This is a genomic window from Nocardia sp. NPDC059195, from assembly GCF_042754695.1.
GTDB lineage: Bacteria > Actinomycetota > Actinomycetes > Mycobacteriales > Mycobacteriaceae > Nocardia.
The window spans coordinates 1-23,866 of the sequence record NZ_JBHZBG010000020.1 but is presented as its reverse complement, the minus strand read 5'-3'; the positions used below and the strand labels follow the sequence as shown (position 1 = coordinate 23,866).

At 68.0% G+C, this 23,866-nt stretch carries 19 protein-coding genes; 11 read left to right on the top strand and 8 right to left on the bottom strand.

The annotated features are described in order from the left end of the window. Positions 1-24 precede the first annotated feature (24 nt). Both ACFXKN_RS23235 and ACFXKN_RS23230 read right to left on the bottom strand, forming a co-directional pair. Entirely contained in the window at positions 25-1,221 is a 1,197-nt protein-coding gene (locus ACFXKN_RS23235; RefSeq protein ID WP_379433793.1) for a Cmx/CmrA family chloramphenicol efflux MFS transporter, read from the bottom strand. A gap of 74 nt (positions 1,222-1,295) precedes the next feature. Then, a complete protein-coding gene (locus ACFXKN_RS23230; RefSeq protein ID WP_379433792.1) occupies positions 1,296-1,868 on the bottom strand; it encodes a TetR/AcrR family transcriptional regulator in 573 nt (190 codons plus the stop codon). A gap of 129 nt (positions 1,869-1,997) precedes the next feature. On the opposite strand from ACFXKN_RS23230, the gene ACFXKN_RS23225 reads away from it, so the two are divergent. From ACFXKN_RS23225 to ACFXKN_RS23210, 4 genes are all read left to right on the top strand, one after another. Continuing rightward, positions 1,998-3,806, top strand: a complete 1,809-nt coding sequence (locus ACFXKN_RS23225; protein ID WP_379433791.1) for a hypothetical protein — start codon at positions 1,998-2,000, stop codon at positions 3,804-3,806. A gap of 45 nt (positions 3,807-3,851) precedes the next feature. Further along, entirely contained in the window at positions 3,852-5,603 is a 1,752-nt protein-coding gene (treZ, locus tag ACFXKN_RS23220) for a malto-oligosyltrehalose trehalohydrolase (RefSeq protein WP_379433790.1), read from the top strand. A 75-nt stretch (positions 5,604-5,678) separates the two neighbouring features. Next, positions 5,679-6,929, top strand: a complete 1,251-nt coding sequence (locus ACFXKN_RS23215) for a serine hydrolase domain-containing protein (RefSeq protein ID WP_378969444.1) — start codon at positions 5,679-5,681, stop codon at positions 6,927-6,929. A 169-nt stretch (positions 6,930-7,098) separates the two neighbouring features. Next, a complete protein-coding gene (locus ACFXKN_RS23210; RefSeq protein ID WP_378969422.1) occupies positions 7,099-8,244 on the top strand; it encodes an RNA-guided endonuclease InsQ/TnpB family protein in 1,146 nt (381 codons plus the stop codon). Positions 8,245-8,334: 90 nt separating this feature from the next. On the opposite strand, the gene ilvA is transcribed toward ACFXKN_RS23210, so the two are convergent. After that, the gene (gene ilvA, locus ACFXKN_RS23205) at positions 8,335-9,687 is read right to left on the bottom strand and encodes a threonine ammonia-lyase IlvA (protein ID WP_378969417.1); all 1,353 of its coding nucleotides are present in this window, start codon (positions 9,685-9,687) and stop codon (positions 8,335-8,337) included. A gap of 89 nt (positions 9,688-9,776) precedes the next feature. Next, positions 9,777-10,211, bottom strand: a complete 435-nt coding sequence (locus ACFXKN_RS23200; RefSeq protein WP_378969410.1) for a nitroreductase family deazaflavin-dependent oxidoreductase — start codon at positions 10,209-10,211, stop codon at positions 9,777-9,779. A 97-nt stretch (positions 10,212-10,308) separates the two neighbouring features. Between ACFXKN_RS23200 and ACFXKN_RS23195 the strand changes: the two genes are divergently transcribed. Next, the gene (locus ACFXKN_RS23195) at positions 10,309-10,524 is read left to right on the top strand and encodes a hypothetical protein (RefSeq protein WP_378969403.1); all 216 of its coding nucleotides are present in this window, start codon (positions 10,309-10,311) and stop codon (positions 10,522-10,524) included. Between the two features lie 20 nt (positions 10,525-10,544). On the opposite strand, the gene ACFXKN_RS23190 is transcribed toward ACFXKN_RS23195, so the two are convergent. After that, complete coding sequence (locus tag ACFXKN_RS23190; RefSeq protein ID WP_378969398.1) at positions 10,545-13,319, bottom strand: AAA family ATPase; 2,775 nt, start codon at positions 13,317-13,319, stop codon at positions 10,545-10,547. Between the two features lie 158 nt (positions 13,320-13,477). On the opposite strand from ACFXKN_RS23190, the gene ACFXKN_RS23185 reads away from it, so the two are divergent. Both ACFXKN_RS23185 and ACFXKN_RS23180 read left to right on the top strand, forming a co-directional pair. After that, the gene (locus ACFXKN_RS23185) at positions 13,478-13,834 is read left to right on the top strand and encodes a nuclear transport factor 2 family protein (RefSeq protein WP_378969391.1); all 357 of its coding nucleotides are present in this window, start codon (positions 13,478-13,480) and stop codon (positions 13,832-13,834) included. A 44-nt stretch (positions 13,835-13,878) separates the two neighbouring features. Further along, positions 13,879-14,298, top strand: a complete 420-nt coding sequence (locus ACFXKN_RS23180) for a hypothetical protein (RefSeq protein ID WP_378969381.1) — start codon at positions 13,879-13,881, stop codon at positions 14,296-14,298. A gap of 153 nt (positions 14,299-14,451) precedes the next feature. On the opposite strand, the gene treY is transcribed toward ACFXKN_RS23180, so the two are convergent. The 3 genes from treY to ACFXKN_RS23165 all read right to left on the bottom strand — a co-directional run bounded on the left by treY (position 14,452) and on the right by ACFXKN_RS23165 (position 19,603). Further along, positions 14,452-16,839 (bottom strand): malto-oligosyltrehalose synthase, encoded by a 2,388-nt coding sequence (gene treY / locus ACFXKN_RS23175; RefSeq protein ID WP_379433831.1) that lies wholly within the window; start codon positions 16,837-16,839, stop codon positions 14,452-14,454. A 48-nt stretch (positions 16,840-16,887) separates the two neighbouring features. Continuing rightward, complete coding sequence (gene glgX, locus ACFXKN_RS23170; RefSeq protein WP_379433789.1) at positions 16,888-18,990, bottom strand: glycogen debranching protein GlgX; 2,103 nt, start codon at positions 18,988-18,990, stop codon at positions 16,888-16,890. Positions 18,991-19,057: 67 nt separating this feature from the next. Continuing rightward, positions 19,058-19,603, bottom strand: a complete 546-nt coding sequence (locus tag ACFXKN_RS23165; protein WP_378969368.1) for a cupin domain-containing protein — start codon at positions 19,601-19,603, stop codon at positions 19,058-19,060. A 29-nt stretch (positions 19,604-19,632) separates the two neighbouring features. On the opposite strand from ACFXKN_RS23165, the gene ACFXKN_RS23160 reads away from it, so the two are divergent. The 4 genes from ACFXKN_RS23160 (at position 19,633) to bioD (ending at position 23,421) form a co-directional block, all read left to right on the top strand. Further along, the gene (locus ACFXKN_RS23160; protein WP_379433788.1) at positions 19,633-20,100 is read left to right on the top strand and encodes a MarR family winged helix-turn-helix transcriptional regulator; all 468 of its coding nucleotides are present in this window, start codon (positions 19,633-19,635) and stop codon (positions 20,098-20,100) included. A gap of 60 nt (positions 20,101-20,160) precedes the next feature. Then, the gene (locus tag ACFXKN_RS23155) at positions 20,161-21,438 is read left to right on the top strand and encodes an adenosylmethionine--8-amino-7-oxononanoate transaminase (RefSeq protein WP_379433787.1); all 1,278 of its coding nucleotides are present in this window, start codon (positions 20,161-20,163) and stop codon (positions 21,436-21,438) included. Positions 21,439-21,538: 100 nt separating this feature from the next. Next, positions 21,539-22,744, top strand: a complete 1,206-nt coding sequence (locus ACFXKN_RS23150; RefSeq protein ID WP_379433786.1) for an 8-amino-7-oxononanoate synthase — start codon at positions 21,539-21,541, stop codon at positions 22,742-22,744. Next, complete coding sequence (gene bioD / locus ACFXKN_RS23145) at positions 22,741-23,421, top strand: dethiobiotin synthase (RefSeq protein WP_379433785.1); 681 nt, start codon at positions 22,741-22,743, stop codon at positions 23,419-23,421. The genes ACFXKN_RS23150 and bioD overlap by 4 nt, the downstream gene beginning before the upstream one ends. The last annotated feature ends 445 nt before the right edge of the window (positions 23,422-23,866 follow it).

The following is a 23,866-nucleotide window of genomic DNA, read 5'->3' as shown; positions in this document are numbered from 1 at the left end:
GCGGGTGGTTTCGCCGTTCCAGGTCTACTGGCGGGTGAACTCGCGCACGCGAGGCTCGGAAGTAGCAGCGGCCGTGCGGGGTTCACGTTCCAGCCGGTGGGACAGAGCCACAGTGGCGAGCATGGCCAGGCCGAGGGCGGCGCCGATCCAGCCGACCGAGGCGAAGCCGAGCCCGGCACCGATGGCAAGTCCACCGAGCCACGGGCCGACCGTGATCCCCACGTTGAACGCCGAGTAGTTGGTCGCCGCGGCCAGCGTCGGCGCGCCGTCGGCCAGTGCGAAGACGCGGGTGTTCAACGCGGGGTTCGTGGCGAATCCGGAAGCGCCGAGCAGCACGACGAGCGCGATCATCGCCGCGGGGGAGTGCGCGGTGATGGCGATCGCGGCCGCGGCGACCGTCATCCCGGCGGCCCCCACATACAGGGTGCGGAACGGGTGCGCGTCGGCGAAGCGCCCACCGATCATGATGCCGATCAACCCGCCGACACCGTACAGACCCAGCACCGCCGGAACCCACACCGCCGCAATGCCGGTGGTATCGGTCAGCATCGCGCCGAGATAGGCGAAAGTGACGAACGCCGAACCCGTCGACAGTGCGGTGGCGCCGTAAGAAACCCATAGTCGCGGGTTCGCCATCACACGCAATTCGCCGCCGAGCGCCGCGACTGTGGTGGGCCGACCGCCGGGAATCTTCGCGAACACACCGAGCATGGTCAGCGCCGACAGTCCGGCGACCGCCCAGAAGGCCGCGCGCCAGCCCCAATGCTGGCCGATCACGGTGCCTGCGGGCAACCCGACGATGGTGGCGATGGTGAGTCCGCCTGCGACGATGCTCATCGCCCGTCCGCGTAACCGCGGCGCCACCAGGCTCACCGCGGTCGCCGCCGCCAGCGCCCAGAACCCGGCGTAGACAAAGGCACTCACCACTCTCGTCCCGAGGATCACCCAGTAGTCGCCGCTCAGCGCGCCGACGACATGAGCGGCCACGAAGATCGCGAGGAAGGCGAGCAGTGCGTCGCGGCGTGGCCACCGCAGCGTCACCACGGCCAGCAGTGGCGCGCCGACCAGCATGCCCAGCGCGAAGGCCGAGATGAGCAGCCCGGCACTGGGTATGGACACGCCCAGGTCGGCGGCCATGTCGGGGAGCAGGCCGGCGAGCATCAGCTCGGAGGTGCCCTGGGCGAAGATGGAAAGGCCCAGGATGTAGATAGCGGTCGGCATGACGAACCCTTCTTATTTTGAATCAATCAGTCCAAAATTGAGGCATGGCGAAAGACGGCTCGGGTCAGGGGATCTCAGAGGCAGCGCAGCGCGGTATCGGCGATGGCGGTGAGGGTGGTGCGGTCCGCACCGCCGCGTGCCGCGACCCGCATGCCGCTGATGGTGGCGGTCAGGAATTGGGCGATGGCGCGTGCGTCGCGGTCGAGGGCGAATTCGCCCGCGCGCTGGCCGCTTTCGATCGTCGCGGTGAGCGCGTCGAGGCGGTGCTCCTCGTCGGCGCGCAGGCTGGCCTTGGCGGCGGCGTCGTGCGGCGCGAGTTCGACAATCGAGTTGACGACGAGGCAGCCCGCCGGTTCGGTATCGGGTGCGTCGGCGGCGCGGTGCAGCACGGCGCCGATTCGCTCCCGGGCCGGTGCGTCGCTGTCGAGGATTTCGAAGAGGGGCGCGTTCTTCGTGGTGATGTAGTGCTGCAGTGCGCGATCGAACAGCTCGCGTTTGCTGGTGAAGGTGTTGTAGATGCTGCTGCGACCCAAACCTGTTGCGTCGCAGAGATCCTGGGTGGAGGTCGCCTCGTAGCCCGCGGACCAGAACGCCCGCATCGCGGCATCCACCGCGCGGTGCTCGTCGAATTCCTTTGGCCGGGCCATGCCGATGACCGTAGCACGTTTTGAACAGATCAGTCCAAAAATGTCTGTGTGCGGGCACGGACCATCGGCGCCACCCCTATGGTGGGTCGTGATGGCCGCCCCGCGAACTACGAGCTAGCGTCGAGAGACGTGACGTCCGTGCCGCTGCTCGACTCGCCACCGCACTCCCGTGACTTGTTACGGGCGGTGCCGTGGCGGATGTCGGGGCGAAGCGTGCTGCTCGTCGCGGCGGCGCTGATCGCGGCGCAGCTGTTACTGCGCGGCTGGGTGGCCGCGTCGGGATTCTTCTACTGGGACGATTTCCTGCTGATCGGCCGGGTGAGCAGTCAGCCGGTGTTGTCGGCGGAATTGCTGTTCACCAGTCACGACGGGCACGTGATGCCGCTCGCCTTGGTGCTGACTTGGCTGGTCACCGCGGTGGCGCCGCTGGACTGGACGGTGGCGGTCGTGGTGCTGGTGGCGTTGCAGGTGCTCGCGTCGCTGGCCGTGTTGCGCCTGCTCGTCGTGCTGCTCGGAGTTCGGGCGCGGATCCTGGGGCCGTTGGCGTTCTACCTGTTCGTGCCGTTGACGGTGCCCGCGTTCGCCTGGTGGGCGGCCGCGGTGAACGCGCTGCCCCTGCAGATCGCCCTCGCCTGGGTGAGCGCGGACGCGGTGCGGCTGGTGCGGACCGGGCGGCGCGGGTATGCGGTGTCAGGGGCTGTGGTGTTCGCGGTGGCGTTGCTGTTCTTCGAGAAGGCGGTGGTCGTGCTGCCGGTGGCATTCGTGGTCACGGTGCTCGCGGCACACGTGTCGGGCGGGTCGGTGCGTGACGCCGCTCGCCGTGGGGCCGCGCTGTGGACGTCGGGCGGCGCCGTATTGCTCGCATGGTCGGCGTGCTTCCTGCTCGTCATCCAACGTCCCAGGGGGCTCTCGGCTCCCGAACATCCCGGGTCCCTGTGGAGTAGCGCGCTGTCCGACGGCTTGGTGCCCGCGCTGTTCGGCGGCCCATGGCGCTGGGAACGGTGGCAACCCGCCACGCCGTGGGCTGACGCACCGGGTGTGCTGGTTGCGCTGAGCTGGATACTGCTGATCCTGTTCGCGGTGTGGGCAATTCACGCTCGTGGCCGGGTCGCCGCGGTCGGGTTGTGCACCGTCGCCTACGCGGTGGTCACCATCGCACCTGTCGTCCTGTTGCGCGACGGGCCGAGCACCGCGGGGATACTTCTGCAGTCCATCCGCTACTTCGCCGACTTCGCCGTCGTTGCCACCATCGCGCTCGCACTGATCGGTTCGGCACCCCGCCGGCGCCGACCGAGGCGACAGCTGGCGGGTATCGCGGCGATCATCGCGTTCGTCGCGAGCAGTGTGTTCTCGACGATCACGTTCACCAGGTCCTGGGAACCCAGCCCGGCCCGCACCTATGTCAGCGGGGTGCGCGCCGCTCTCCCGGGCGCTGCCGACGCGCCATTGCTGCCCCAAGAGGTTCCGTGGAATGTCTTGAACCCGTTGGCTTTCCCCGAGAACATGACCGACCGTGTCTTCGCCCCGATCTCAACCCCCGGCACGTTCGCCCGCTCGACCCCGCGCTTGCGGATGATCACCGATGAAGGTGCCATCGTCGACGCGCAGGTCTGGTGGAACCGCGCCATCGTGGAGGGCCCCGAACCTCGCTGCGGGTACCGCGTGCACGGCGCCACCGGCACCAACCTCCCACTCGACGGCCCCATGCAGATCCGCGACTGGACCGCCCAGGTGAACTACCACGCCGAACGTGACGGCCGGATCGCCGTGTCCTTCGAAGGCGAGACCGAGACGATCGCCGACGTGCGCGCGGGCTTGAACACCGTGTACGTCCGGCTGCTCGGCGGCGGCGACACCCTGCGGATCAGGTCCCTCGACGAGCGGCAGTCGCTGTGTATCGGCGCCGGACCGGTCGGGGTCACCGCGCACGCGCGGTGATTCGTTGATCGAGCACACCGGCGCGGGGCATGCGATGCTGGGCCGATGAGGCAGTTTCGGGTGTGGGCACCGGAGGCGGGAGCGGTGCGGCTGCAACTGGACGGGGTCGAGCACCCGATGCGAAGAAACGGCGGCGGCAACTGGTCGGTGCGCGTCGACGCAGGTCAGGGGGCTCGCTACGGGTTCCTGGTCGATGACGATCCGACAGTATTGCCCGACCCGCGCTCACCCCGCCAACCCGATGGCGTGCACGAAACCTCCGCGGTCCACGACCTCGACCAGACGGCCTGGACCGACCGGAACTGGACCGGCAGAGCACTGGCCGGCTCGGTGTTCTACGAACTCCACATCGGTACCTTCACCGTCGACGGCACCTTCGACGCGGCGATCGCCCATCTCGACCACCTCGTCGCCCTCGGCGTCACCACCGTCGAACTCATGCCGGTCAATGCCTTCGACGGCACCCACAACTGGGGCTACGACGGCGTCCTCTGGTACGCGGTGCAGGAGAGCTACGGCGGCCCCGACGGCCTGCAACGCTTCGTCGACGCCTGCCATGCCCGCGGCCTGGCCGTCTGCCTCGACGTGGTCTACAACCACCTCGGCCCCTGCGGCAACTACCTGCCACGCTTCGGCCCTTATCTCACCACCGGCCGCAACACCTGGGGGCAAAGCCTCAACCTCGATGGCCCCGGCTCGGACGCGGTCCGCGCCTACATCATCGACAACGCCCTGCGCTGGCTGCGCGAATTCCACATCGACGCCTTGCGCATCGACGCCGTCCACGCGCTGGTCGACCGTACCGCCACGCACCTGCTCGACGAGCTCACCGTCGAAACGACCGCGCTGGCCGCACATCTGGGCCGACCGCTCAGCTTGATCGCCGAGAGCGACCTCAACGATCCCCGCCTGATCACCCCGCGTGCGGCAGGCGGCTACGGGCTGACGGGTCAGTGGAACGACGACCTGCACCACGCCGTCCACACGGCTGTCTCCGGCGAAAGGCAGGGATACTACGCCGATTTCGGCTCTCTGGCTTGTCTCACACAGACGCTCACGCACGGGTTCTTCCACGCCGCAACGTATTCCAGCTTCCGCGGCCGCACGCACGGTGCTCCCATCCCGCGCGACCTGATCCCCGGCAGCGCCCTGCTCGGCTACACCTGCAACCACGATCAGATCGGCAATCGCGCGATCGGTGATCGTCCCAGCGACTACCTCACCCCCGGCCAACTCGCGGTGAAGGCGGCACTGGTGCTGCTCTCGGCGAGCACCCCGATGCTGTTCATGGGGGAGGAGTGGGGCGCGCGCACCCCGTTCCAGTTCTTCACCTCCCACACCGACCCGGTGGTCGCCACGGCCACCGCCACCGGGCGTCGCGCCGAATTCGCCGAGCACGGCTGGTCCACCGAGGAGGTGCCCGACCCGCAGGATCCGGCCACCTTCACCCGCTCCAAGCTCGACTGGGCCGAGGTCGGTCGCGAACCGCACGCTCGGTTGCTCGCCTGCTATCGGGGCCTGCTCGCCCTGCGCAAGTCGAGGCCGGAGTTCACCGACCCATGGCTGGAACGAGTTTGGGCCGACTACGACGAGGCGGCGCGCTGGTTCATCCTGCGGCGTGGCCGAATCTCGGTGGTGTGCAACCTCGCCGAGGACGAAGTGCTGATCCCGGTGCACGGTCGGGTACTGCTGGCCTGGTCGCCCGCCACCGAAAGTGGTGCGGGAACGCTCATTTCGGGTCACAGTTTCGCGGTGCTCGAGGAGGGTGACGGCACGGGCGCGGTGGTCACCGAGTGATGACGTCGGGGCACGGGTCGGCCACAGTCCGAAACGCGGCATTGCCGAATAGGCATAACGCCGTATATTCAGATGATGAGCAACGACGCTTACGGGCAGGAAAGCGCTGCCCTCCCGGCCGGTGTGGGGGGCTACGCCCCGGCCGGATTCGGCCCGCTGGTGCGCGCATTCGCCGCCTTGATCGGCCATCGCCGCGACGCGGGCGGTGCCATCGCCATCTATCGGCACGGTGAACCCCTCGCCCATTTCTGGACCGGCAGCGGGGGCGACCGGCCGTGGAACGCCGATACCGGTGCGATCGTGTTCTCCGCGACCAAGGGCGTCACCGCCACCGTTATCCACCGGCTCGCCGATCGCGGACTGATCGATTACCAGGCGCCGGTCGCCGAGTACTGGCCGCGCTTCGCCGCACACGGCAAGGGTTCGATCACCGTCGCCGACGTGCTCACCCATCGCGCCGGACTGTCGTCGCTGTCCGCGGTCGCGAACACCGCCGCGGAAGCCCTCGATCACGAGCTCATGGAGGACCGCCTCGCGCTGGCCACTCCGGACCGCATGCTCGGCACCCCGACCTATCACGCCCTGACCTACGGCTGGCTGCTCGCCGGCCTGGCCAGGGGTGTGACCGGGCGGAGCATGAGCGAGCTGATCCGCAGCGAGGTCACCGATCCGCTCGGTATCGATGGCATCCATCTCGGGCGGCCCGCCGCGGACTCGTCGACCGAATACGCCCGGCTGGCCGGCGCGCACATGAGCTTCGCCGCGCACCCGATCGCCGCGGGTTTCCTGTCGAAGGTCGGATTCCGGCTGCCCGGACCGCTCGGTGCGGCCGCTCGCTGCCTGTTCGTGCCCGGCCTCGACGGCATCCTCGACGGTGACGACCCGACGATCCTGAACACCGAGATGCCCGCGGGCAACGGTGTCGCCACCGCCGCCGGGCTGGCGAAGATGTACGCCGCGCTGGCCGACGGCGTCACCGTCGACGGCGCACCGTACCTGCGGCCGAGCACGCACGCCGCGATCCGCCGGGTCCAGACCTACCGGCTCGACCACGCGCTGTTCTACCTCCCGATGATGTGGCACCTGGGCTACCACTCCCTGCCCGTCCCCGGCGCACGGCACGGCTTCGGCCACATCGGGCTGGGTGGTTCGTTCGGCTGGGTCGACCCGCAGTCGGGCCTGTCGGTGGCCTACGTCCACAACCGCCTCGACCAGATACTGCTGCCCTACGACCAGGTCGCCATGGGCTGGCTGCTGCCGCTGGTCCTGTCGAGCGTGCGCGCGAGCCGCGAATCCGGATCCCGCGTCGACCGCGCGGCGGCTTAGCCGCTACCGGGTGTGGGTCAAGTACGCCACCCTTCAGGGTGGTGAAGGTCAACGTGGGAGGCCGACAGGGCAGAGCGTGCCCTGAACGCGATGGTCCTGCACGGCTTTCGGGATCAGGTGTTTCCCGGTGGCTGGTTTGTTGTCGTACCCCGGTGTCACACTGTCGGTTATGCAGTTGCGATATAACTTCCGCCTCTACCCCACTGTGGGGCAGCAGCAGTCGTTGGCGCAAGCATTCGGTTGTGCCCGGGTCGTGTTCAACGACGCCCTGGCCATCCGGCAGCAGGCGTTCCGGGAGGGCCGTCGGGTTACTGATGCGGAACTGTCGAAGTTGTTGACGGAGTCGAAGAAGACCCCGCAACGATTGTGGCTGGCAGAAGTGTCGGCGGTGGTGCTGCAGCAGGCCCTCGCCGACCTGAACACCGCGTACCGCAACTTCTTCGGCTCGGTCACCGGCGTACGGAAGGGCGGTAAGGTCGCGCCACCGCGTTTCCGGTCTCGCAAGGACAATCGGCAGGCTATCCGGTTCACGAAGAACGCCCGATTCGCGGTCACGACCGGCCGAAAGTTGCGTTTGCCGAAGATCGGTGATGTCGCGGTTCGCTGGTCGCGGGATCTGCCGTCGGATCCCTCGAGTGTGACCGTGGTGAAGGACGCGGCAGGCCGGTATTTCGCGTCGTTTGTGGTGGAGGTGGACGGGCAGCCGTTGCCTGTGTCGGATTCCGAGGTCGGTATCGATCTAGGTTTGACGACGTTCGCGGTGTTATCGAACGGTCAGACGATCGATAATCCGAGGTTCTTGCGCCGGGCGGAACGCAAGCTCGGCAAGGCGCAACGAATGTTGTCCCGCAAGGAGAAAGGCTCGAGGAATCGGGCCAAGGCGCGTGTCGAGGTCGCTCGGGCGCATGCGAGAGTGGCTGATACGCGTAGGGATTGGGCGCACAAGCAGTCCACGATGATCATCCGTGACAACCAAGCGGTGTTCGTCGAGGATTTGTGTGTGAAAGGTCTCGCGCGCACCCGGTTGGCGAAGTCGGTCCATGATGCCGGGTGGGGCATGTTCACCCGCATGCTCGAGGAGAAAGCGGCTCGGTACGGTCGGGTCTTTTCGAAGGTGGACCGGTTCTTTCCGTCGTCTCGGCTGTGTTCGGTATGCGGGGTGGTGGATGGCAAGAAGCCGTTGCATGTGCGGGAGTGGTCGTGCGTGTGTGGCACTGTCCATGACCGGGATCTCAACGCTGCGATGAATATTCACGCCGCAGGACGTGCGGAGTGGTTAAACGCTTGCGGAGGGACCGTAAGTCCCTCCGCGTAGCGGAAGGCAAGTCCCGGTGAAACAGGAACCCACCAAGAGCGCCCGTCAGGGCGTTGGTAGGAATCCCTGGCCTTCAGGCCGGGGAGGACGTCAAGTGAGGTAGCGGTAGGCGGGGGAGCCCGGTTCCAGGCGTTCGGCCTGGATCGGGGACTCCTCGATGCGGTGCATCAGCGAGGCCAAGTCGTCGGTGGCGCCGAGTTCGATGCCGACCAGCGCGGCCCCGGTATCGCGGTTGTTGCGCTTGACGTACTCGAACATGGTGATGTCGTCGTCGGGGCCGAGGACATCGTCGAGGAAGCGGCGCAGTGCACCGGGTTCCTGCGGGAAGTCGACCAGGAAGTAGTGCTTGAGGCCGCGGTGCACCAGCGAGCGTTCGATGATCTCGCCGTAACGCGAGACATCGTTGTTACCGCCCGAGACCAGCACCACAACGGTGCTGCCGGGCTCGACGTCGATCTCGGTCAGTGCCGCGGTGGCCAGTGCGCCCGCGGGCTCGGCGATGATGCCTTCGCTCTGGTAGAGGTCGAGCATCGCGGTGCAGATGGCGCCCTCGTCCACCAGCATCACCCGGAAAGGTGCTGTGCCGGTGTGGGTTTCGGGTGTGGTGAGCAGTGGCAGGGAGGCGTGCGAGACCATCCGCCCGCCGAACGAGGCCGCCGCCCGGTAGGGCAGGTCGCCGATGCGGCGCACGGCGGCACCGTCGACGAACGGGTCGATCTCGGGCAGCGTCACCGGAGCACCGGCGACCAGCGCGGCGGTGAGCGAGGCCGCGCCCGCGGGTTCGGCGCCGAGCAGACCGGTGTGCGGTGCTCGTTCGCGCAGGTAGGTGCCGATGCCGGCGAGGCAGCCGCCGCCGCCGACCGGGACGATCACCAGGTCGGGCGCGCTGCCGAGCTGCTCGAGGAATTCCGCGGCGATGGTGCCTTGACCGGCGGCGGTGCGCGGGTCGTCGAACGGCGGCACCATGGTGGCGCCGGTGCGGGCGACATCGTCGGCGGCGGCCGCGGCCGCGGCGTCGTAGGTCTCGCCGACGGCGATCAGCTCCACGAACTCGCCGCCGTGCACGCGGATGCGGTCGCGCTTCTGCTTGGGGGTGGTGGTCGGCACGTAGATGCGCCCGCGCACACCCATCGCCTGACAGGCGAAGGCCACACCCTGCGCGTGGTTGCCCGCGCTGGCGGCCACCACACCGGCCGCGCGCTCGGCGGCGGTGAGCTGCACCATCAGGTTGTAGGCGCCGCGCAGCTTGTAGGAACGGACCGCGGTCAGATCTTCGCGCTTGAGGTAGACCTGCGCACCGGTGCTCGCCGACAGTCGCGCGCTGTACTGCAGCGGAGTCGGCTCGATGATGTCGGAAATTCGCTTGGCGGCGGCGTCGATCTCGTCCGCGGTGAGCGGCGGACGGATTACGGACACGTCGGCGACGTCAGCGATGGGGGACACCCGGACAATGCTACCGAGGCGGTTCGGGTGCTCGGTGAGCGGAACCACCCGCCGTGGCAGCCACGGCGGGTGTGCTCGGACCTGCGGGTTCAGTGCGGGGTGAGGACGAAGACCGGGATCACGCGATCGGTCTTCTTCGTGTACTCGTGGTAGTCGGGCCACACGGCGACCGCGCGCTCCCACCACTGCGCTCGCTCGTCGCCGACGACCTCGCGTGCGGTGTAGTCCCCGGTGGTGGTGCCGTCGCGCAGTTCGACGTGCGGATCGGCCTTGACGTTGTAGTACCAGACGGGGTTCTTCGGCGCCCCGCCCAGCGAAGCGACGACGGCGTACTCACCGTCGTGCTCGACCCGCATCAGCGGCGTCTTGCGGAGCTTGCCGGACTTGGCGCCCTTGGTGGTGAGCAGGATGACGGGCTTTCCCTGCAGCGAAGTGCCCTCGGCGCCGCCGGAATTCTCGTAGGTCTCGGCCTGTTCGCGTGCCCAGTCCGAGGTGCTCGGTGCGTACTCTCCTGTCAGTGGCATGACCTGCACAACGAATCGACGCTGTGTGATGTTCCCGACAGGGTGAGCCGGGAAAGTTCGGTGGCCCGAACTTCGATGTGCGCCTATCCTGGTCTGCATGGCAGTACTCACCTCATCGGCAGCATCCGCGACCGTCGACATCGCGGGTAGCGCTTGGCCGGTCTACAAGCTCGAGGCGCTCGTCGCCGCGCTCGTGGTCGGTGCGCTGTTGCTGCTGATCGTCGGGTCGCCGCAGGTCGCGGTGCTGGCCGCGGCAGCAGTCGCCGCCCTCCGCTGGACCGTGGGCGCGACCCGCACCGCCTCGCTTCACTGATTCGGCCCGCCGTGGCGGAGTCACTCCGTCAGGTCGAGCGCGCTCAATTCGCCGCGCGACAGCACGCCCAGCTTCGGATATGCCTTGTACAGGTGATGGCCGACCGTGCGGTGGCTGAGGAACAACCGCGCCGCGATTTCCCGGTTCGACAAGCCCTGCGCCGCCAGCCGCACGATCTGTGACTCCTGCGGGGTGAGCAGGCGCAGCGGGCCGCCGCTCGCGCGGGCCCCGGTGCCGACGCCGAGCGCACCCAATTCGGTGCGGGCGCGCTGGCTCCACGGTGTCGCGTCGAGCCGATCGAACACGTTCATCGCCTGCTCCAGTTGCGCCCGCGCGTCGACCTTGCGTTTGTCGCGGCGCAGCCACTCGCCGTAGAGCAGCCGGGTGCGGGCTTCGTCGAACGGGCGATTCGCGGCGAGCGCGGCGATGAAGTGCTGCTCGGCGTCCGATCCGTCGGCCAGCAGCGCACGTCCGCGGGCCGCCAGCGCCGCGATCCACTCCTGTCCGGCCCGCTGCGACCAGTGGGTGAGCCGATCCAGCGCGTCGGTCGCACGGTCGGTCTCGCCGAGGCGAACCGCCACTTCGATCTGATCAGGGAGCGTGCGCAGGCCGATCACGTGATGTCGAGCCGGCTCGATCGTCATATGCGCGAGCTCTGTCCGTGCCTGCTCCAGTCTGCCTTCCCCGAGTGCGAGCAGCGCCATGGCCGCGTGCGCCCACGACGCACCGACCGCGCCCGGCCCACCGAGTTCCTCGGCCACCGCACGATCGGCGTGGTCGCGGCAGGATGTCGAATCACCGTGCAGTGCCGCGAGATAGGCGAGAAACGCGTGGATCTGACTGACCCACTGCGCCTGCCCGATGTCGCGTGCGATCCGCAACCCCTCCTCGGCCGCGATCCGGCTCTCCCGCGGGCGCCCACCGAACGACAACCCCTCGGATCGGAAGAACAACAGTGGCGCCAGCAACCCGATCCGCCCCTGCTCCCGGCATTCCCTGATCAACTCACCCGACAGCTCCTCGACCTGCTCGTCTTGGCCGACGACCAAGCCGCTGCCACACAGTTGCACGAGGTCGGCCGGACTGTCCGCCCCGCTTGCCTTCGCCGCGGCCGCCGCGTCCCGCAGGTCGGCGACCCGCTGTCCCGCCACCGACCCGGACAGGTACCGCACAATCGGCGTCGCGGGATCGTCCTCCACCAGCCGCAGCGTGGTCAGGACGGCGGCGACCTCGTCGAGTTCATCGGATCCGAGGTACCACGCGGTGTGTACGGCCTTGGTCAGAATGCGGGCAGCGCCGCGGGGATCCGTCGCGCGCGCTGCGACGGCCGCCGACATCAGCCGCCGATGCGCGGAACCCGGTTTACCACCGGCGAATTCGGCCTGCGCGCGCACCAAGTCCAGCCGCAGCTCGAACTCGGTCTCCTCGGACCCGAACGTCGCTCCTTCGCCCGGCCGGCTCGTCGGGTCGGTCTCCGCTCGGTCGAACTCGCGCTTGGCGGCATCGAATTCAGTTCTGTGGGACAGTGATTCGGCCCGATCAGCCAGTCGCTCGGCTCGGTCGCCGAGGCCGGCTTCGGTCGCGGTCTCAGCGGCGAGAACGAGTCTGCGTACCCGTGCACCGGCGTCGGTGCTCAACGCCGCCGCGCGATCGTAGGCGGTCATCGCGCCGTGGTAGCCGTGGCGGCGACGGGCGCGATCGGCCGTTCGCTCCAGCGCGGTCGCGGTGTGCTCGTCGGGACCTGTTGCCGCGCAAGCGAGGTGCCACGCGCGCAGGTCGGCGGCGTCGTCGTCGACCAGCGCGTCGGCGAGCGCACGATGGGCGGCGAGGCGGTCGGTGAGCGCTGAGCCCTGGTAGACCGCGGAGCGCAACAGTGGATGGCGCCAGGTGAGCGACTGACCGTCGGTGGCGACCATGCCCGCGTCCTGCGCGGGTTGCAGGTCTTGGAGTGACGTGCCGAGCGCGGACGCGGCACGCAGCACCGGAGCGAGGTCTGCCGCGCCGGCGGCCGCGGCGACCAGCAGCACGGTTCTCGTCGCCGCGGGCAGTCGGGTGACCCGCCCGTGGAAGGCCAGCTGCAACCGTTGCGTCAACGGCAGCGGATTCGTCTCGCCGACGATGCCCGCGCCGACGACGGACGGAAGTTCCAGCAGCGCAAGCGGGTTGCCGTCCGATTCGGCGAGCAGCCGATACCGCACGGCCGGACTCAACGGGGTCGTACCGGCATCGAGCAGTGCCGCCGCCGCGTCGGGACGCAACCCCGGCAGCACGAGTTCCGTCAGCCCGGGAGCGGGAAAATCCTGCGGACCCGAGCGAGTCGCGAACAGCATCACCACCCCCTCGGCGTCGAGTCTGCGTGCCGCGAACAGCAGTGCCGCCGCGGTTGCCCGGTCCAGCCAGTGCGCGTCGTCGATCAAGCACAGCAGCGGTCCCTGCGCCGCCTCCTCGGCGAGCAGTGTCAGCACCGCGAGCCCGATCAGCATCTGATCGGCAGGGGTGCCCTCGCCCAGCCCGAACGCCGCCTCTAGTGCGTCACGCTGCCGCGACGGCAATCGGCGGACCAATTCCATGCCGGGCCGGACCAGCAGATGTAGTGCCGCGAAAGGCAATTCGGCCTCGGACTCGATGCCCGCACTGCGCACAGTCGGAATACCCTGCGCCGCTGCGTAATCCAGCAGTGCCGTTTTACCGATCCCGGCTTCACCGCGCAGTACCAACGCCCCGCTCCGGCCCGCGCGCGCCCCACTGAGCAGGTCATCGATCCTGGCCTGTTCGCTGTCGCGTCCGTGCAGCATGGGCTCCACCGTATCGCCGTACCGGTATCGGCAGTAGTCGCGTCGGAAAAAGTACCTATAGGCGACTGATTCGACCGACCCCCCTCGCGCCATAACGTTGGTGTCATCGCAGGAACAACCCGCGAAATACCAGCTCAAAGCCCATTTCGGAGGTCGAGATGAACACCGTCGTCGCACAGTACCTGGAAGCCTGGAACACCCGCGAGCCCGCCGCCCGCCGCTCCGCGGTCGCCCGTCTGTTCACCCCGGACGCCCGCTACGTCGATCCGTTGGTCGCGGTCACCGGTCATGCCGAGCTCGAGGCCGCCATCGCGGGAGTGCAGTCCCAGTTCCCCGACTGGACCTTCACCCTGGCAGGCCCGGTCGACGCCCATCACGACCAGGTCCGCTTCACCTGGGGCCTCGGCCCTGCCGACGCCCCCGCCGTAGTGATCGGCTTCGACGTCGCCGTCCTCACCGACGGCCGCATCGACAGCGTCTACGGCTTCCTCGACCAGGTCCCCACCACCACCTGACAGGCGCACTCGCCTAACCCCTTTCGCAGCCGAGGAGATCAGCCATGACCACCACCGCCCCATCCCGCCTGTCCGCACTGTTCGCCTCCGGCGAGAACCTGCTGCGGCTGTCGTTGCGCCTGGACGCCGTCGTCACCACCGCCAACGGCCTGGCCTATCTGGCACTGGCGCAACCGCTGGAACGGCTACTCGGCCTCGAGGCCGGCGTCGGCCTCGCGATCGGCGCCTTCCTCACCGTCTACGGCCTCGCCGTCGCGGTCGTCAGCCGATCGGCGCCCGTCAACCGTGCCGCGGCGTCGGTGGTGGCGATGGGCAACACCGCCTGGGTCGTGGCCAGCCTTGCCGCGCTGGTGACCGGCGCACTCGGTCTCACCACGGTGGGTGCGGTGTGGGCGGTGATGCAGTCGGTGACCGTCGGCGGTTTCGCCGCCCTTCAGTACCTGGGTCTACGCCGAGGCCGCTGAGCTGGACACAGGGGCTGAGCCGATACGAGGGACCGACGCACGCTGCGTCGGTCCCTCCGCTTGTGCCCGGCCTCCCGGACCGCGTACGAGACCCGTCGCTCTGGCCCACGACTGCTGCCGCGGCAGCAGCGCTGTGGAGCGCCATCGCGCTGTTCAGCGCACCAGCAGTGCGACAGGCAGGCGGGCGAACAGTTTGTCCACCCGAGCACTACCCGAATAGCTGATTCCGGTGAGTCGGTCAGTCCAATTCCCTTGTGGCAACGGCAAAGTGGTGTCGAGCCAGCCCGTCGTGCCGAGCCCGACCGAATGCCTGGTCGCCGCCACGATCACCTCCGGCGCTTCTCCCGCGGGACCCCGCCCATAGGCGATGAACCGTTGCGCGTGCTCACCGCTGGCATAGAGCGGCCGATACATCCCGCCGACGAAGCACTCCGGCCGCTCCCTGCGTAACCACAGCGCATAGGCGACCACCCACATCTTCGCCGCCCCAGTGGTATCCAGAGTCGGTGTGTCGGTGAGTGATTGGAGCATCCCCACCCGGGTCGCGAAGTTGACCGGCCGCCGATTGTCGGGGTCTACGAGGGAGTCCTCCCACAACTCGGTGCCCTGGTAGATATCGGGAATCCCCGGCGCGCCCAGCTGCAAGAGCTTCTGCGCCACCGCGTCCGACCATGCGTGCGGCGCGAGCTCATGCGCCAAGTCGCCGATGCCGGTGCCGACCGGCCCGTCGATCACCGCGTCGAGCCAGCCGTGCACCGCCGATTCGAACTCCCCGTCGGGCTCTTCCCACGACGTCTTGGTCCCGGCCTCGCGAATGGACTTCTCCGCGAACAGGTGCAGCCGATCTCGCAGGCCGGGCACCGACGAGGCAGGCCGGCCGTCGGCAGGCCACACCCCGAACATGTTCTGCAACAAGAACAATGCCGTCGCACCGTCGGGCGCGGGGGTGGTCTCGAGCCAGCCTCGAACCCGCTGCGACCAGACCTCGGCGACCTGTGACAGCACCCCGATCCGGGCGCGCACATCCTCGCCACGCTTGGTGTCGTGGGTCGAGATCGTCGTCATTGTCGCGGGCCAGCGCTGCGCGCGTTCGCTGTTGGACAGGTGGAAGTCGTTGACGGAATGGCCGAATCGCGCCGGATTCCCGCCGACCTCCTGCAACGACACCAGCCGCGCACCCTGATAGAACATGGTGTCCTCGACCGACTTGGCGGTGATCGCCCCGCACACCTGCGAGAACCTCCGCGCCGCTTCACCACCCACCGACAGCGCGGTCACCAGTACCGAAAGTGGCGCCGTCAGTTCGGCATTGCGCTTCTCCACCTCCGCCACGACCGCGGCCGTCATCCCGGCCAGCGGCGCGTAATCCACCCGGTACACCGGCATGAAAGCCAGCACCTCGATGGTCGCGTTGCTCACCGCGAGGGTGTCGAAACTGCCCGCATTGCCGTCGCGTTTGATCGCGGCGACCAATCGCCGGATCTCCGGCGCCAGAATGGTTTCGGCCACAGCCCGCTTGATCCGGTGCTCGGTCTCGCCGAACCAGGCCCGGTCGCTACCATGCCCCGCGACGTGCTGGGACAGCTCGGTCAGCGTCGACTCACCCGCCGGATCGATCAGTACCCCGCCGAGATCGGCCAGCGCGTCATAGCCGGTGGTTCCGTCGACCGGCAGCGTCGCGTCGAGGGGCTCGCGATTGGCGAGGATCTTCTCGATGAGCAGCAACCGCTGCGGCCCGATCAGCCTGCGCAGCCGGGTGAGATACGCACTCGGATACGACAATCCGTCCGGATGGTCGATCCGGACACCGTCGATCAGATCGTGTTCGCACCAGGCCGCCAGCTCCCGGTGCGTCGCCTCGAATACTTCCGGGTCTTCCTGCCGGATCGCGGCCAGACTGCTCACCGCGAAGAACCGCCGATATGTGCACACTCCCGCCTTCCAGCTCACCAGCCGGTAGTGCTGGCGGTCATGGATGCGCAGCGCGTTGTCGCCGTCGGTACCCGCCGCGATCGGGAATCGCAGATCGTGCAGCGCCAGCATCGGCTCCGCCCCCGACCGGTCGACGGTCAGCGCGGCCGGGTCGTTCTCGTTCTGCAGGACCGGCAACGCCAGCCGCCCGCCCGCGCCGTTACCCGAGCTCCAGTCGATGTCGAAATACTTGGCGTACGGCGACTTCTGGCCGTTGCGCAGCACATCCCACCACCACGGATTCTGCCGCGGATCAGCGACACCCACATGGTTGGGCACCATGTCGACGATCAATCCCATGCCGCGACTACGCACTTCGTCGGAGAGCGCCTTGAGTCCCGTCGGGCCGCCGAGCGCGGCCGAGACCGTGGTCGGATCGGTGACGTCGTAACCGTGCGTCGACCCGTGCGTCGCGGTCAGGATCGGCGACAGGTACAGGTGTGAGATGCCGAGCTGCTGTAGGTATTCGGCGATGGCGCGGGCGTCGGCGAAGGTGAGCGCGTCGGGGCGTAGCTGCAATCGGTAGGTGCTGCGCACCGTGCCGGCCCGTACGGGTGCGCGATGCAGCATGGTCAGCGGGTCGGTCACATAGGTCTCGGTCATCGTCTCGCTCGGCGGCTAGGCGGTTCGGCGCAGTACTAGCAGGCAGCGGCTGGCAACCGGCAGCGTCGCCGCGGCGGCGTACACCGCGTCGGCCGCGCCGGTCGGGGTCGAACAATCCAGGGCGAGCGACCATTGCGCACCGAACTCCGGGTCGGGCAGCACGAAATCGATCGCGTCGTCGTGCGCATTGAAGCACAGCAGGAACGAGTCGTCGGTGATGCGCTCACCACGCGGACCCGGTTCGGCGATGCCGTCGCCGTCGAGCAGCACGGCCAGTGACTTCCCGAAGCCGCTGTCCCAGTCGTCGTTGGTCATCTCGGTGCCCGCGGGTGTGAACCAGGCGATTTCGCGCCGGTGACCCTGGTCGTCGCTCGGACCGGCGGCCAGGAAACGGCGCCGCCGGAAGATCGGATGCTCGGTGCGCAACGTGATCACGGCCCGGGTGAACGCGAGCAGGTCGGCATTGGTCTTCGCCAGCGACCAGTCCATCCACGCCAGCGGCGAATCCTGGCAGTACACATTGTTGTTGCCGAGCTGAGTGCGTCCGATCTCGTCGCCGTGGGCCAGCATCGGCGTGCCCTGACTCAGGATCAGCGTGGCCAGCAGGTTCCGTTGCTGACGAGCACGCAGCGCGAGGACTCGGGAATCATCGGTCTCGCCTTCGACCCCGCAGTTCCACGATCGATTGTGGTTTTCGCCGTCCCGATTGCCCTCGCCATTGGCGTCATTGTGCTTCTCGTTGTAGGACACCAGGTCTCGTAGCGTGAAGCCGTCGTGCGCGGTGACGAAGTTGATGCTGGCGCCCGGCCTGCGCCCCGTCGACTCGTACAGATCCGACGACCCGGTGAGCCGCGAGGCGAACTCGCCCAACGTCGCGGGCTCCCCACGCCAGTAATCACGCACCGTGTCCCGGTATTTGCCGTTCCACTCGGTCCACAGACTGGGGAAGTTGCCGACCTGGTAGCCGCCTTCGCCGACGTCCCACGGTTCGGCGATGAGCTTGACCTGACTGACCACCGGATCCTGGTGCACCAGGTCGAAGAACGCGGAAAGCCGGTCCACATCGTGCAATTCGCGCGCCAGAGTCGCGGCGAGGTCGAAGCGGAAGCCGTCGACGTGCATGTCCAGAATCCAGTACCGCAGCGAATCCATGATCAGCTGCAGCGTGTGCGGATGCCGGACATTGAGGCTGTTGCCGGTGCCGGTGTAGTCCTTGTAGTGCTCGGGGTCGGTCTCGTCGAGCCGGTAGTAGGCCGCGTTGTCGATGCCGCGCAGGCTCAGTACCGGCCCGTTGTGGTTGCCCTCGCCGGTGTGGTTGTAGACGACGTCGAGAATCACCTCGATGTCCTCGGCATGCATCGCACGCACCATCGCCTTGAACTCCGCCACCGCACCATCGCCACGCGGCCGGGCCGAATACTGGTTGTGCGGCGCGAGATACCCGATGCTGTTGTAGCCCCAGTAGTTACGCAAACCCTGATCGGTGAGTACGTGATCGTGGAAGAACTGGTGCACCGGCATGAGCTCGATCGCGGTGACGCCCAACGATTTCAGATGTCCGATGATCGCCGGATGCGCCAGGCCCGCGTAGGTGCCGCGCAGATCCTCCGGGATATCCGGGTGCGTCATCGTCAGGCCCTTGACGTGCGCCTCGTAGATCACCGTCTCGTGATAGGGCCGGTGCGGCGGCCGGTCGGGACCCCAGTCGAAGAACGGGTTGATCACCACCCCGGTCATCGTGTGGCCCAGCGAATCCAGCCCGTAGGTATAGAGCGAGGGGTCGTTGACGAACTCGCCGTCGAACGCCTTCCCATACGGGTCGAGCAGCAGTTTGCTGGGATCGCAGCGCAATCCGAGCTCCGGATCGTACGGGCCGTGGACGCGAAAGCCGTAGCGCTGACCCGGCGTGACGGAGGGGAGATAGGCGTGCCGGACATAACCGTCGACTTCGTCGAGGTCGATGCGGGTCTCGGAGCCGTCCTTGGCGATCAGGCAGAGCTCGACCTGCGTGGCGACTTCGGAGAACACCGAGAAGTTCGTGCCCCCGCCGTCGTAGGTAGCGCCGAGCGGATACGCGGTGCCCGGCCACACCTCGGGTCGGTCGTTCGGGCTCGACATGCTACGACAGTAATGGAACCAATGGCCGCGCCGCGCACGATGTGACTGGGTGCTCGCTGACCGCTGCTCAGGCGGAGGTGGCCGCGACCAGTTGCCGGGCGTAGCCCGTGCGGCGCGCGAGCCGGGCCAATCCGCCGAGGATCAGCCGCTGCAGGAATACGGGCGGACCGACGAGATAACCGTCTCCGTACTCCCACAGCAGCCCGAGGGCTAGCGGGTTGCGGGGGAGTCTGTTCGACGTCGTCTTGCCCGCGTTGTCCAGGCCACTCCAGAACGCGAACATCTCCCAGTGGTGCAGCGGCGGCCGGATCAGATGTTCCATCACGGTGTCGTTCGCTTCGTTCCAGAACTCGTGCACGACGCGCGGTGCGGCGGTGACGGAGTCGCCAGGCCCGGCCACCACCTCTTCCCCATCGATGCGAAACCGCACCCGGCCGGTGCGAATGGTCCAGGTTTCAGCGAGCTCGGGATGCCAGTGCGGGCCTGCTTGCCTGCCGATTTTCGCTGTGCGGTGTTCGAGGAGCAGGAAGGGGCCCTGCGCGTCGGTGCCGCGATCGACGAGAGTGACCCGACTCCCGTCACGGAAAGTGAGGACCGTACCGATGTCAGCCATACTCCAGGTATAAAGGTAACCTTCCTATTATGTCAATGCCCGAGCGGTCCTCATTGTTGAAGCTTCTCGTCCAGGCTGCCGATGCGTACGAGCGCGCGCTGAATCCGTTGCTGCGCGCGGAGCTGGGCACCGACCTGCGCCCCGCGCACTACCCGGTATTCCGGTACCTGGCGCCCGGCGGATCTCGGGTGACCGAATTGGCCGAGGCCGCCGGGATGACCCAACAGTCGATGGGGGAGCTGGTCACGCACCTGGAAAAGTCCGGATATGTCGAGCGCACATCCGACCCTGCCGACCGGCGCGCGCGGTTGATCCTCCTCACGGCAAGAGGGCGGGATGCGGTGGCGCTGGGCGGGCAGCTCCTGGCGCGCATCGAACAGACGATCGCCGCCGAACTCGGCGCTGACTCGGTGGTCATGCTCCGTAACGCGCTGGCTCGGCTGCCTGCCGTGATCGCGAATCACTCCGACGCCAGGTCCGCGAGCGACGGCAGGTGATAACTTGAACGGCGTTCAAGGCTGTCGTCTCGGCAGCCCCGGGCGACGACGAGGAAACCTGTGGACCTGAGCCCCGAGCAGATCACCGCCCTCGATGCCGAATACGTCTGGCATCCCTACGGCGGATTTCCCGCGACCACCGAGCCGCTGGTCGTGGCCAGTGCGGCGGGCACGCGACTCACTCTCGCCGACGGCCGCGAACTCGTCGACGGGATGAGCTCGTGGTGGGCGGCCGTCCATGGCTACTGCCACCCCGTCCTGGACGCGGCCCTACTCGCGCAATCGCGGCGGATGAGTCACGTGATGTTCGGCGGCCTCACCCACAAACCGGCCACCCGTCTGGCCCAATTGCTGGTCGAACTGACGCCCGCCGGCTTGGACAAGGTCTTCCTCTGCGATTCCGGCTCGGTCTCGGTCGAGGTCGCGACGAAGATGTGCCTGCAGTACTGGCGCAGTGTCGGGCGCCCGGCGAAGAACCGTCTGCTCACCTGGCGCGGGGGATACCACGGCGACACTTTCACGCCGATGAGCGTCTGCGACCCCGACGGCGGTATGCACTCGCTGTGGACCGACGTCCTCACCGAGCAGGTCTTCGTCCCCGCGCCGCCGCGCGACTTCGAACCCGACTACGTCGCCGTGCTCGAACGCGCGGTCGCCACCCATCGCGACGAGCTGGCCGCGGTGATCGTCGAACCGGTCGTGCAGGGCGCGGGCGGCATGCGCTGGCACGACCCGCGCTACCTCGCCGAACTACGCCGGATCTGCGACGACAACGACGTCCTACTCGTGTTCGACGAGATCGCCACCGGATTCGGCCGCACCGGTGCACTGTTCGCCGCCGACCATGCAGGCGTCGCGCCGGACGTGATGTGTGTCGGCAAGGCGCTGACCGGCGGTTATCTCACCTTGGCCGCAGCATTGTGCAGCACGCGGATCGCCGAGACGATCAGTGCGGCGCACGGCGGGCTGATGCACGGGCCGACCTTCATGGGCAATCCGCTGGCCTGCGCCGTCGCGGTCGCCTCGATCGAGTTGCTGCGCTCGCGAGACTGGAAGGGGGAGGTGGCCAGGATCGAGTCCGAACTACTGGCAGGCCTCGAGCCGCTCGCCGAGCTGCCCGGCGTCGCCGAGGTTCGTGTGCTCGGTGCGATCGGCGTCGTCGAACTCGATGAACCCGTCGACATGCGCGCCGCGACCGATGCCGCCGTCGACGCGGGCGCCTGGCTACGCCCGTTCCGCAACCTCATCTACACGATGCCCCCGTTCATCAGCAGCACGGCCGACATCGCCACCATCACCGAGGCCGTGCGCGCGGCGGTGAAGGCCTCGGTCGCATGAACCGCCGGGGCCGTTCGCACCACGGTGACATCGTCGCTCATGTGACCGCCTGGTCGAGAGGTACCGGAGTTATGCCGACCGTAGTAATGGCAGCGCTCGGATGAGTGCGCGGCCAACCGTCCTGAACGGTGTTCAAGTATGCTGCTCAACTGTGAGTACGGATCCGTTGAGCTGGTTGGACGAGCGTGCGGCCGAACGGGTCGACGCCGGGCTACGCAGGCACTTGCGCGTGCGTGCCGCTGAGTCGCCCGCGATCGACCTTGCCTCCAACGACTACTTGGGCCTGCACCGGCACCCCGAGGTCGTCGAGGGTGCGATCGAGGCCGTGCGTCGGTGGGGAGCGGGGGCCACGGGATCCCGGCTGGTCACCGGAACGACCGCCGAGCACGCGCTTCTCGAGGCCGAACTGGCCGAATTCGTCGGCGCCGAAACAGGATTGGTCTTCGCCACCGGCTATGCCGCCAACCTGGGTGTGGTCACCGCACTGGCCGGACGCGGCACTCTCGTGGTCTCCGACGCGGGCTCGCACGCCTCGCTGGTCGACGCGTGCAGGCTCTCCCGCGCCAGGGTCGCGATCGCACCGCACCGCGATGTCGCCGCGGTCGAGCGGCTGCTCGCCGACCGCACCGAGGAGCGCGCGCTGGTCCTCACCGATTCGATCTTCAGCGCCGACGGCGACCTCGCGCCACTGGCCGATCTCCATCGCGTCACCCGGGCGAACGGCGCCATCCTGATCGTCGACGAGGCCCACGGACTCGGTGTGCGCGGCGCAGGCGGACGCGGACTCGTGCACGAGCTGGGCTTGGCCGGCGAACCCGACCTCGTCGTCACCGCGACCCTGTCGAAGGCATTCGCCGCCCAGGGCGGGGTAGTCCTGGCCGATGCCAGGATCCGCGCCCACCTCATCGACGCTGCCCGCACCTTCATCTTCGACACCGGGCTCGCGCCCGCCGCGGTCGGTGCGGCGCGCGCCGCCCTCGCACTGCTGCGCCGCGATCCCGCGATGGCCGGCCGCGTCCTCGACCGCGCCGCCGACATCGCCCGGATCGCCGGAGTGCCCGACCCTGATTCCGCGGTGGTCTCGGTGGTTCTCGGCGAAGCCCAGGTGGCGTTCGATGCCGCGCAGGCCTGCCGCGCTCGCGGTCTCGACGTCGGCTGCTTCCGCCCGCCCTCGGTTCCCGAAGGCACCTCACGGCTGCGTCTCACCGCCCGTGCCGACCTCACTTCCGCCGAACTCGAGACCATCGCTGAGGTACTCGGCGATGTTCTCGCGTCGGCCCGCGGCAAGGAATCGGTGACGGCATGACTGTCCTGCTGATCAGTGGAACCTCGACCGACGTCGGCAAAACCGTCGTCACCGCGGCACTGGCCGCCGCCGCACAGGCCGCGGGCCGCACCGTCGCGGTCTGCAAACCCGCCCAGACCGGCATCGCCCCCGGCGAACCCGGCGACCTCGCCGAGATCACCCGCCTGAGCGGGGTAACCCGCACCCTCGAGCTCGCCCGCTACCCGGAACCGCTCGCTCCCGACACCGCCGCACGCCGCGCGGGGATGCCGCTACCAACTCTGAGCGACACCGTCGCCGGCGTCGATTCGCTCGGCGACGCCGACCTGGTGCTGGTCGAAGGCGCGGGCGGCCTGCTGGTCCGGATGGGGGAGTTCACCCTGCTCGACCTCGCGCAGAAGATCGGTGCCCCGGTGCTGGTTGTCGCCGCGGCCGGACTCGGCACCCTCAACCACAGCGAACTCACCACCCGCACGCTCGCCGCGGCCGGTGTTCCCTGCGCCGGCTTGGTCATCGGCTCTTGGCCGACCGACCCCGACCTCGCCGCCCAGTGCAATCGCGATGATCTTCCGCGCGTCACCGAGACCCCGGTAGTCGGCACAATCCCCGCAGGCGCGGGACAATGGGATCGCCACCGCTTCACCGCGGCGGCGCCGGGTTGGTTCACCACCGGCCTGCTGCTTGGAAACCGCCCTTGACCAGCCGATTTGACTTCGTGTTTGTCGGCACGTAACTTTATTCGAGTCAGAGCGACACGGACACCGACTCAGCCGCCAAGCGGGTGAGACACGAGGTAGGACGTTGAGCGCCTGACTGATCATGTGTTCAGAGGAACTCCGGTCGGATTTGCTTCCGGCGGGTTGTCTGAGCTAAGTTTGAACCCTTGCCTCACCGAAACCCCTACTAGATGTTGTGGGTAGAAGTGTGTGCGTGTGTTCTTTGAGAACTCAATAGTGTGTCGATGAATGTCAGTGCCAATAATTATTATTGGTTCCAACCTTCGCGTACCCCCCGGTCGTGGGAGGTTGGACATAAACAACAGCGAAACTTTTTTGCTGGTGTTTGGCTTTGCTAGGTTTTCGGACTCTAGTCTTTAGATTATTCTGATTGACCCTTCGGGGTTGGTTGAGAGTCTTCAACGGA

What these genes read in the sequence shown, in the direction of transcription:
- ACFXKN_RS23235 (WP_379433793.1), bottom strand. Translation starts at nt 1,221, where the DNA reads ATGCCGACCGCTATCTACATCCTGGGCCTTTCCATCTTCGCCCAGGGC.
- ACFXKN_RS23230 (WP_379433792.1), bottom strand. Translation starts at nt 1,868, where the DNA reads ATGGCCCGGCCAAAGGAATTCGACGAGCACCGCGCGGTGGATGCCGCG.
- treZ (WP_379433790.1), top strand. Translation starts at nt 3,852, where the DNA reads ATGAGGCAGTTTCGGGTGTGGGCACCGGAGGCGGGAGCGGTGCGGCTG.
- ACFXKN_RS23215 (WP_378969444.1), top strand. Translation starts at nt 5,679, where the DNA reads ATGAGCAACGACGCTTACGGGCAGGAAAGCGCTGCCCTCCCGGCCGGT.
- ACFXKN_RS23210 (WP_378969422.1), top strand. Translation starts at nt 7,099, where the DNA reads ATGCAGTTGCGATATAACTTCCGCCTCTACCCCACTGTGGGGCAGCAG.
- ACFXKN_RS23200 (WP_378969410.1), bottom strand. Translation starts at nt 10,211, where the DNA reads ATGCCACTGACAGGAGAGTACGCACCGAGCACCTCGGACTGGGCACGC.
- ACFXKN_RS23195 (WP_378969403.1), top strand. Translation starts at nt 10,309, where the DNA reads ATGGCAGTACTCACCTCATCGGCAGCATCCGCGACCGTCGACATCGCG.
- ACFXKN_RS23190 (WP_378969398.1), bottom strand. Translation starts at nt 13,319, where the DNA reads ATGCTGCACGGACGCGACAGCGAACAGGCCAGGATCGATGACCTGCTC.
- ACFXKN_RS23185 (WP_378969391.1), top strand. Translation starts at nt 13,478, where the DNA reads ATGAACACCGTCGTCGCACAGTACCTGGAAGCCTGGAACACCCGCGAG.
- ACFXKN_RS23180 (WP_378969381.1), top strand. Translation starts at nt 13,879, where the DNA reads ATGACCACCACCGCCCCATCCCGCCTGTCCGCACTGTTCGCCTCCGGC.
- treY (WP_379433831.1), bottom strand. Translation starts at nt 16,839, where the DNA reads ATGCTGCATCGCGCACCCGTACGGGCCGGCACGGTGCGCAGCACCTAC.
- glgX (WP_379433789.1), bottom strand. Translation starts at nt 18,990, where the DNA reads ATGTCGAGCCCGAACGACCGACCCGAGGTGTGGCCGGGCACCGCGTAT.
- ACFXKN_RS23165 (WP_378969368.1), bottom strand. Translation starts at nt 19,603, where the DNA reads ATGGCTGACATCGGTACGGTCCTCACTTTCCGTGACGGGAGTCGGGTC.
- ACFXKN_RS23160 (WP_379433788.1), top strand. Translation starts at nt 19,633, where the DNA reads ATGTCAATGCCCGAGCGGTCCTCATTGTTGAAGCTTCTCGTCCAGGCT.
- ACFXKN_RS23150 (WP_379433786.1), top strand. Translation starts at nt 21,539, where the DNA reads ATGAGTGCGCGGCCAACCGTCCTGAACGGTGTTCAAGTATGCTGCTCA.
- bioD (WP_379433785.1), top strand. Translation starts at nt 22,741, where the DNA reads ATGACTGTCCTGCTGATCAGTGGAACCTCGACCGACGTCGGCAAAACC.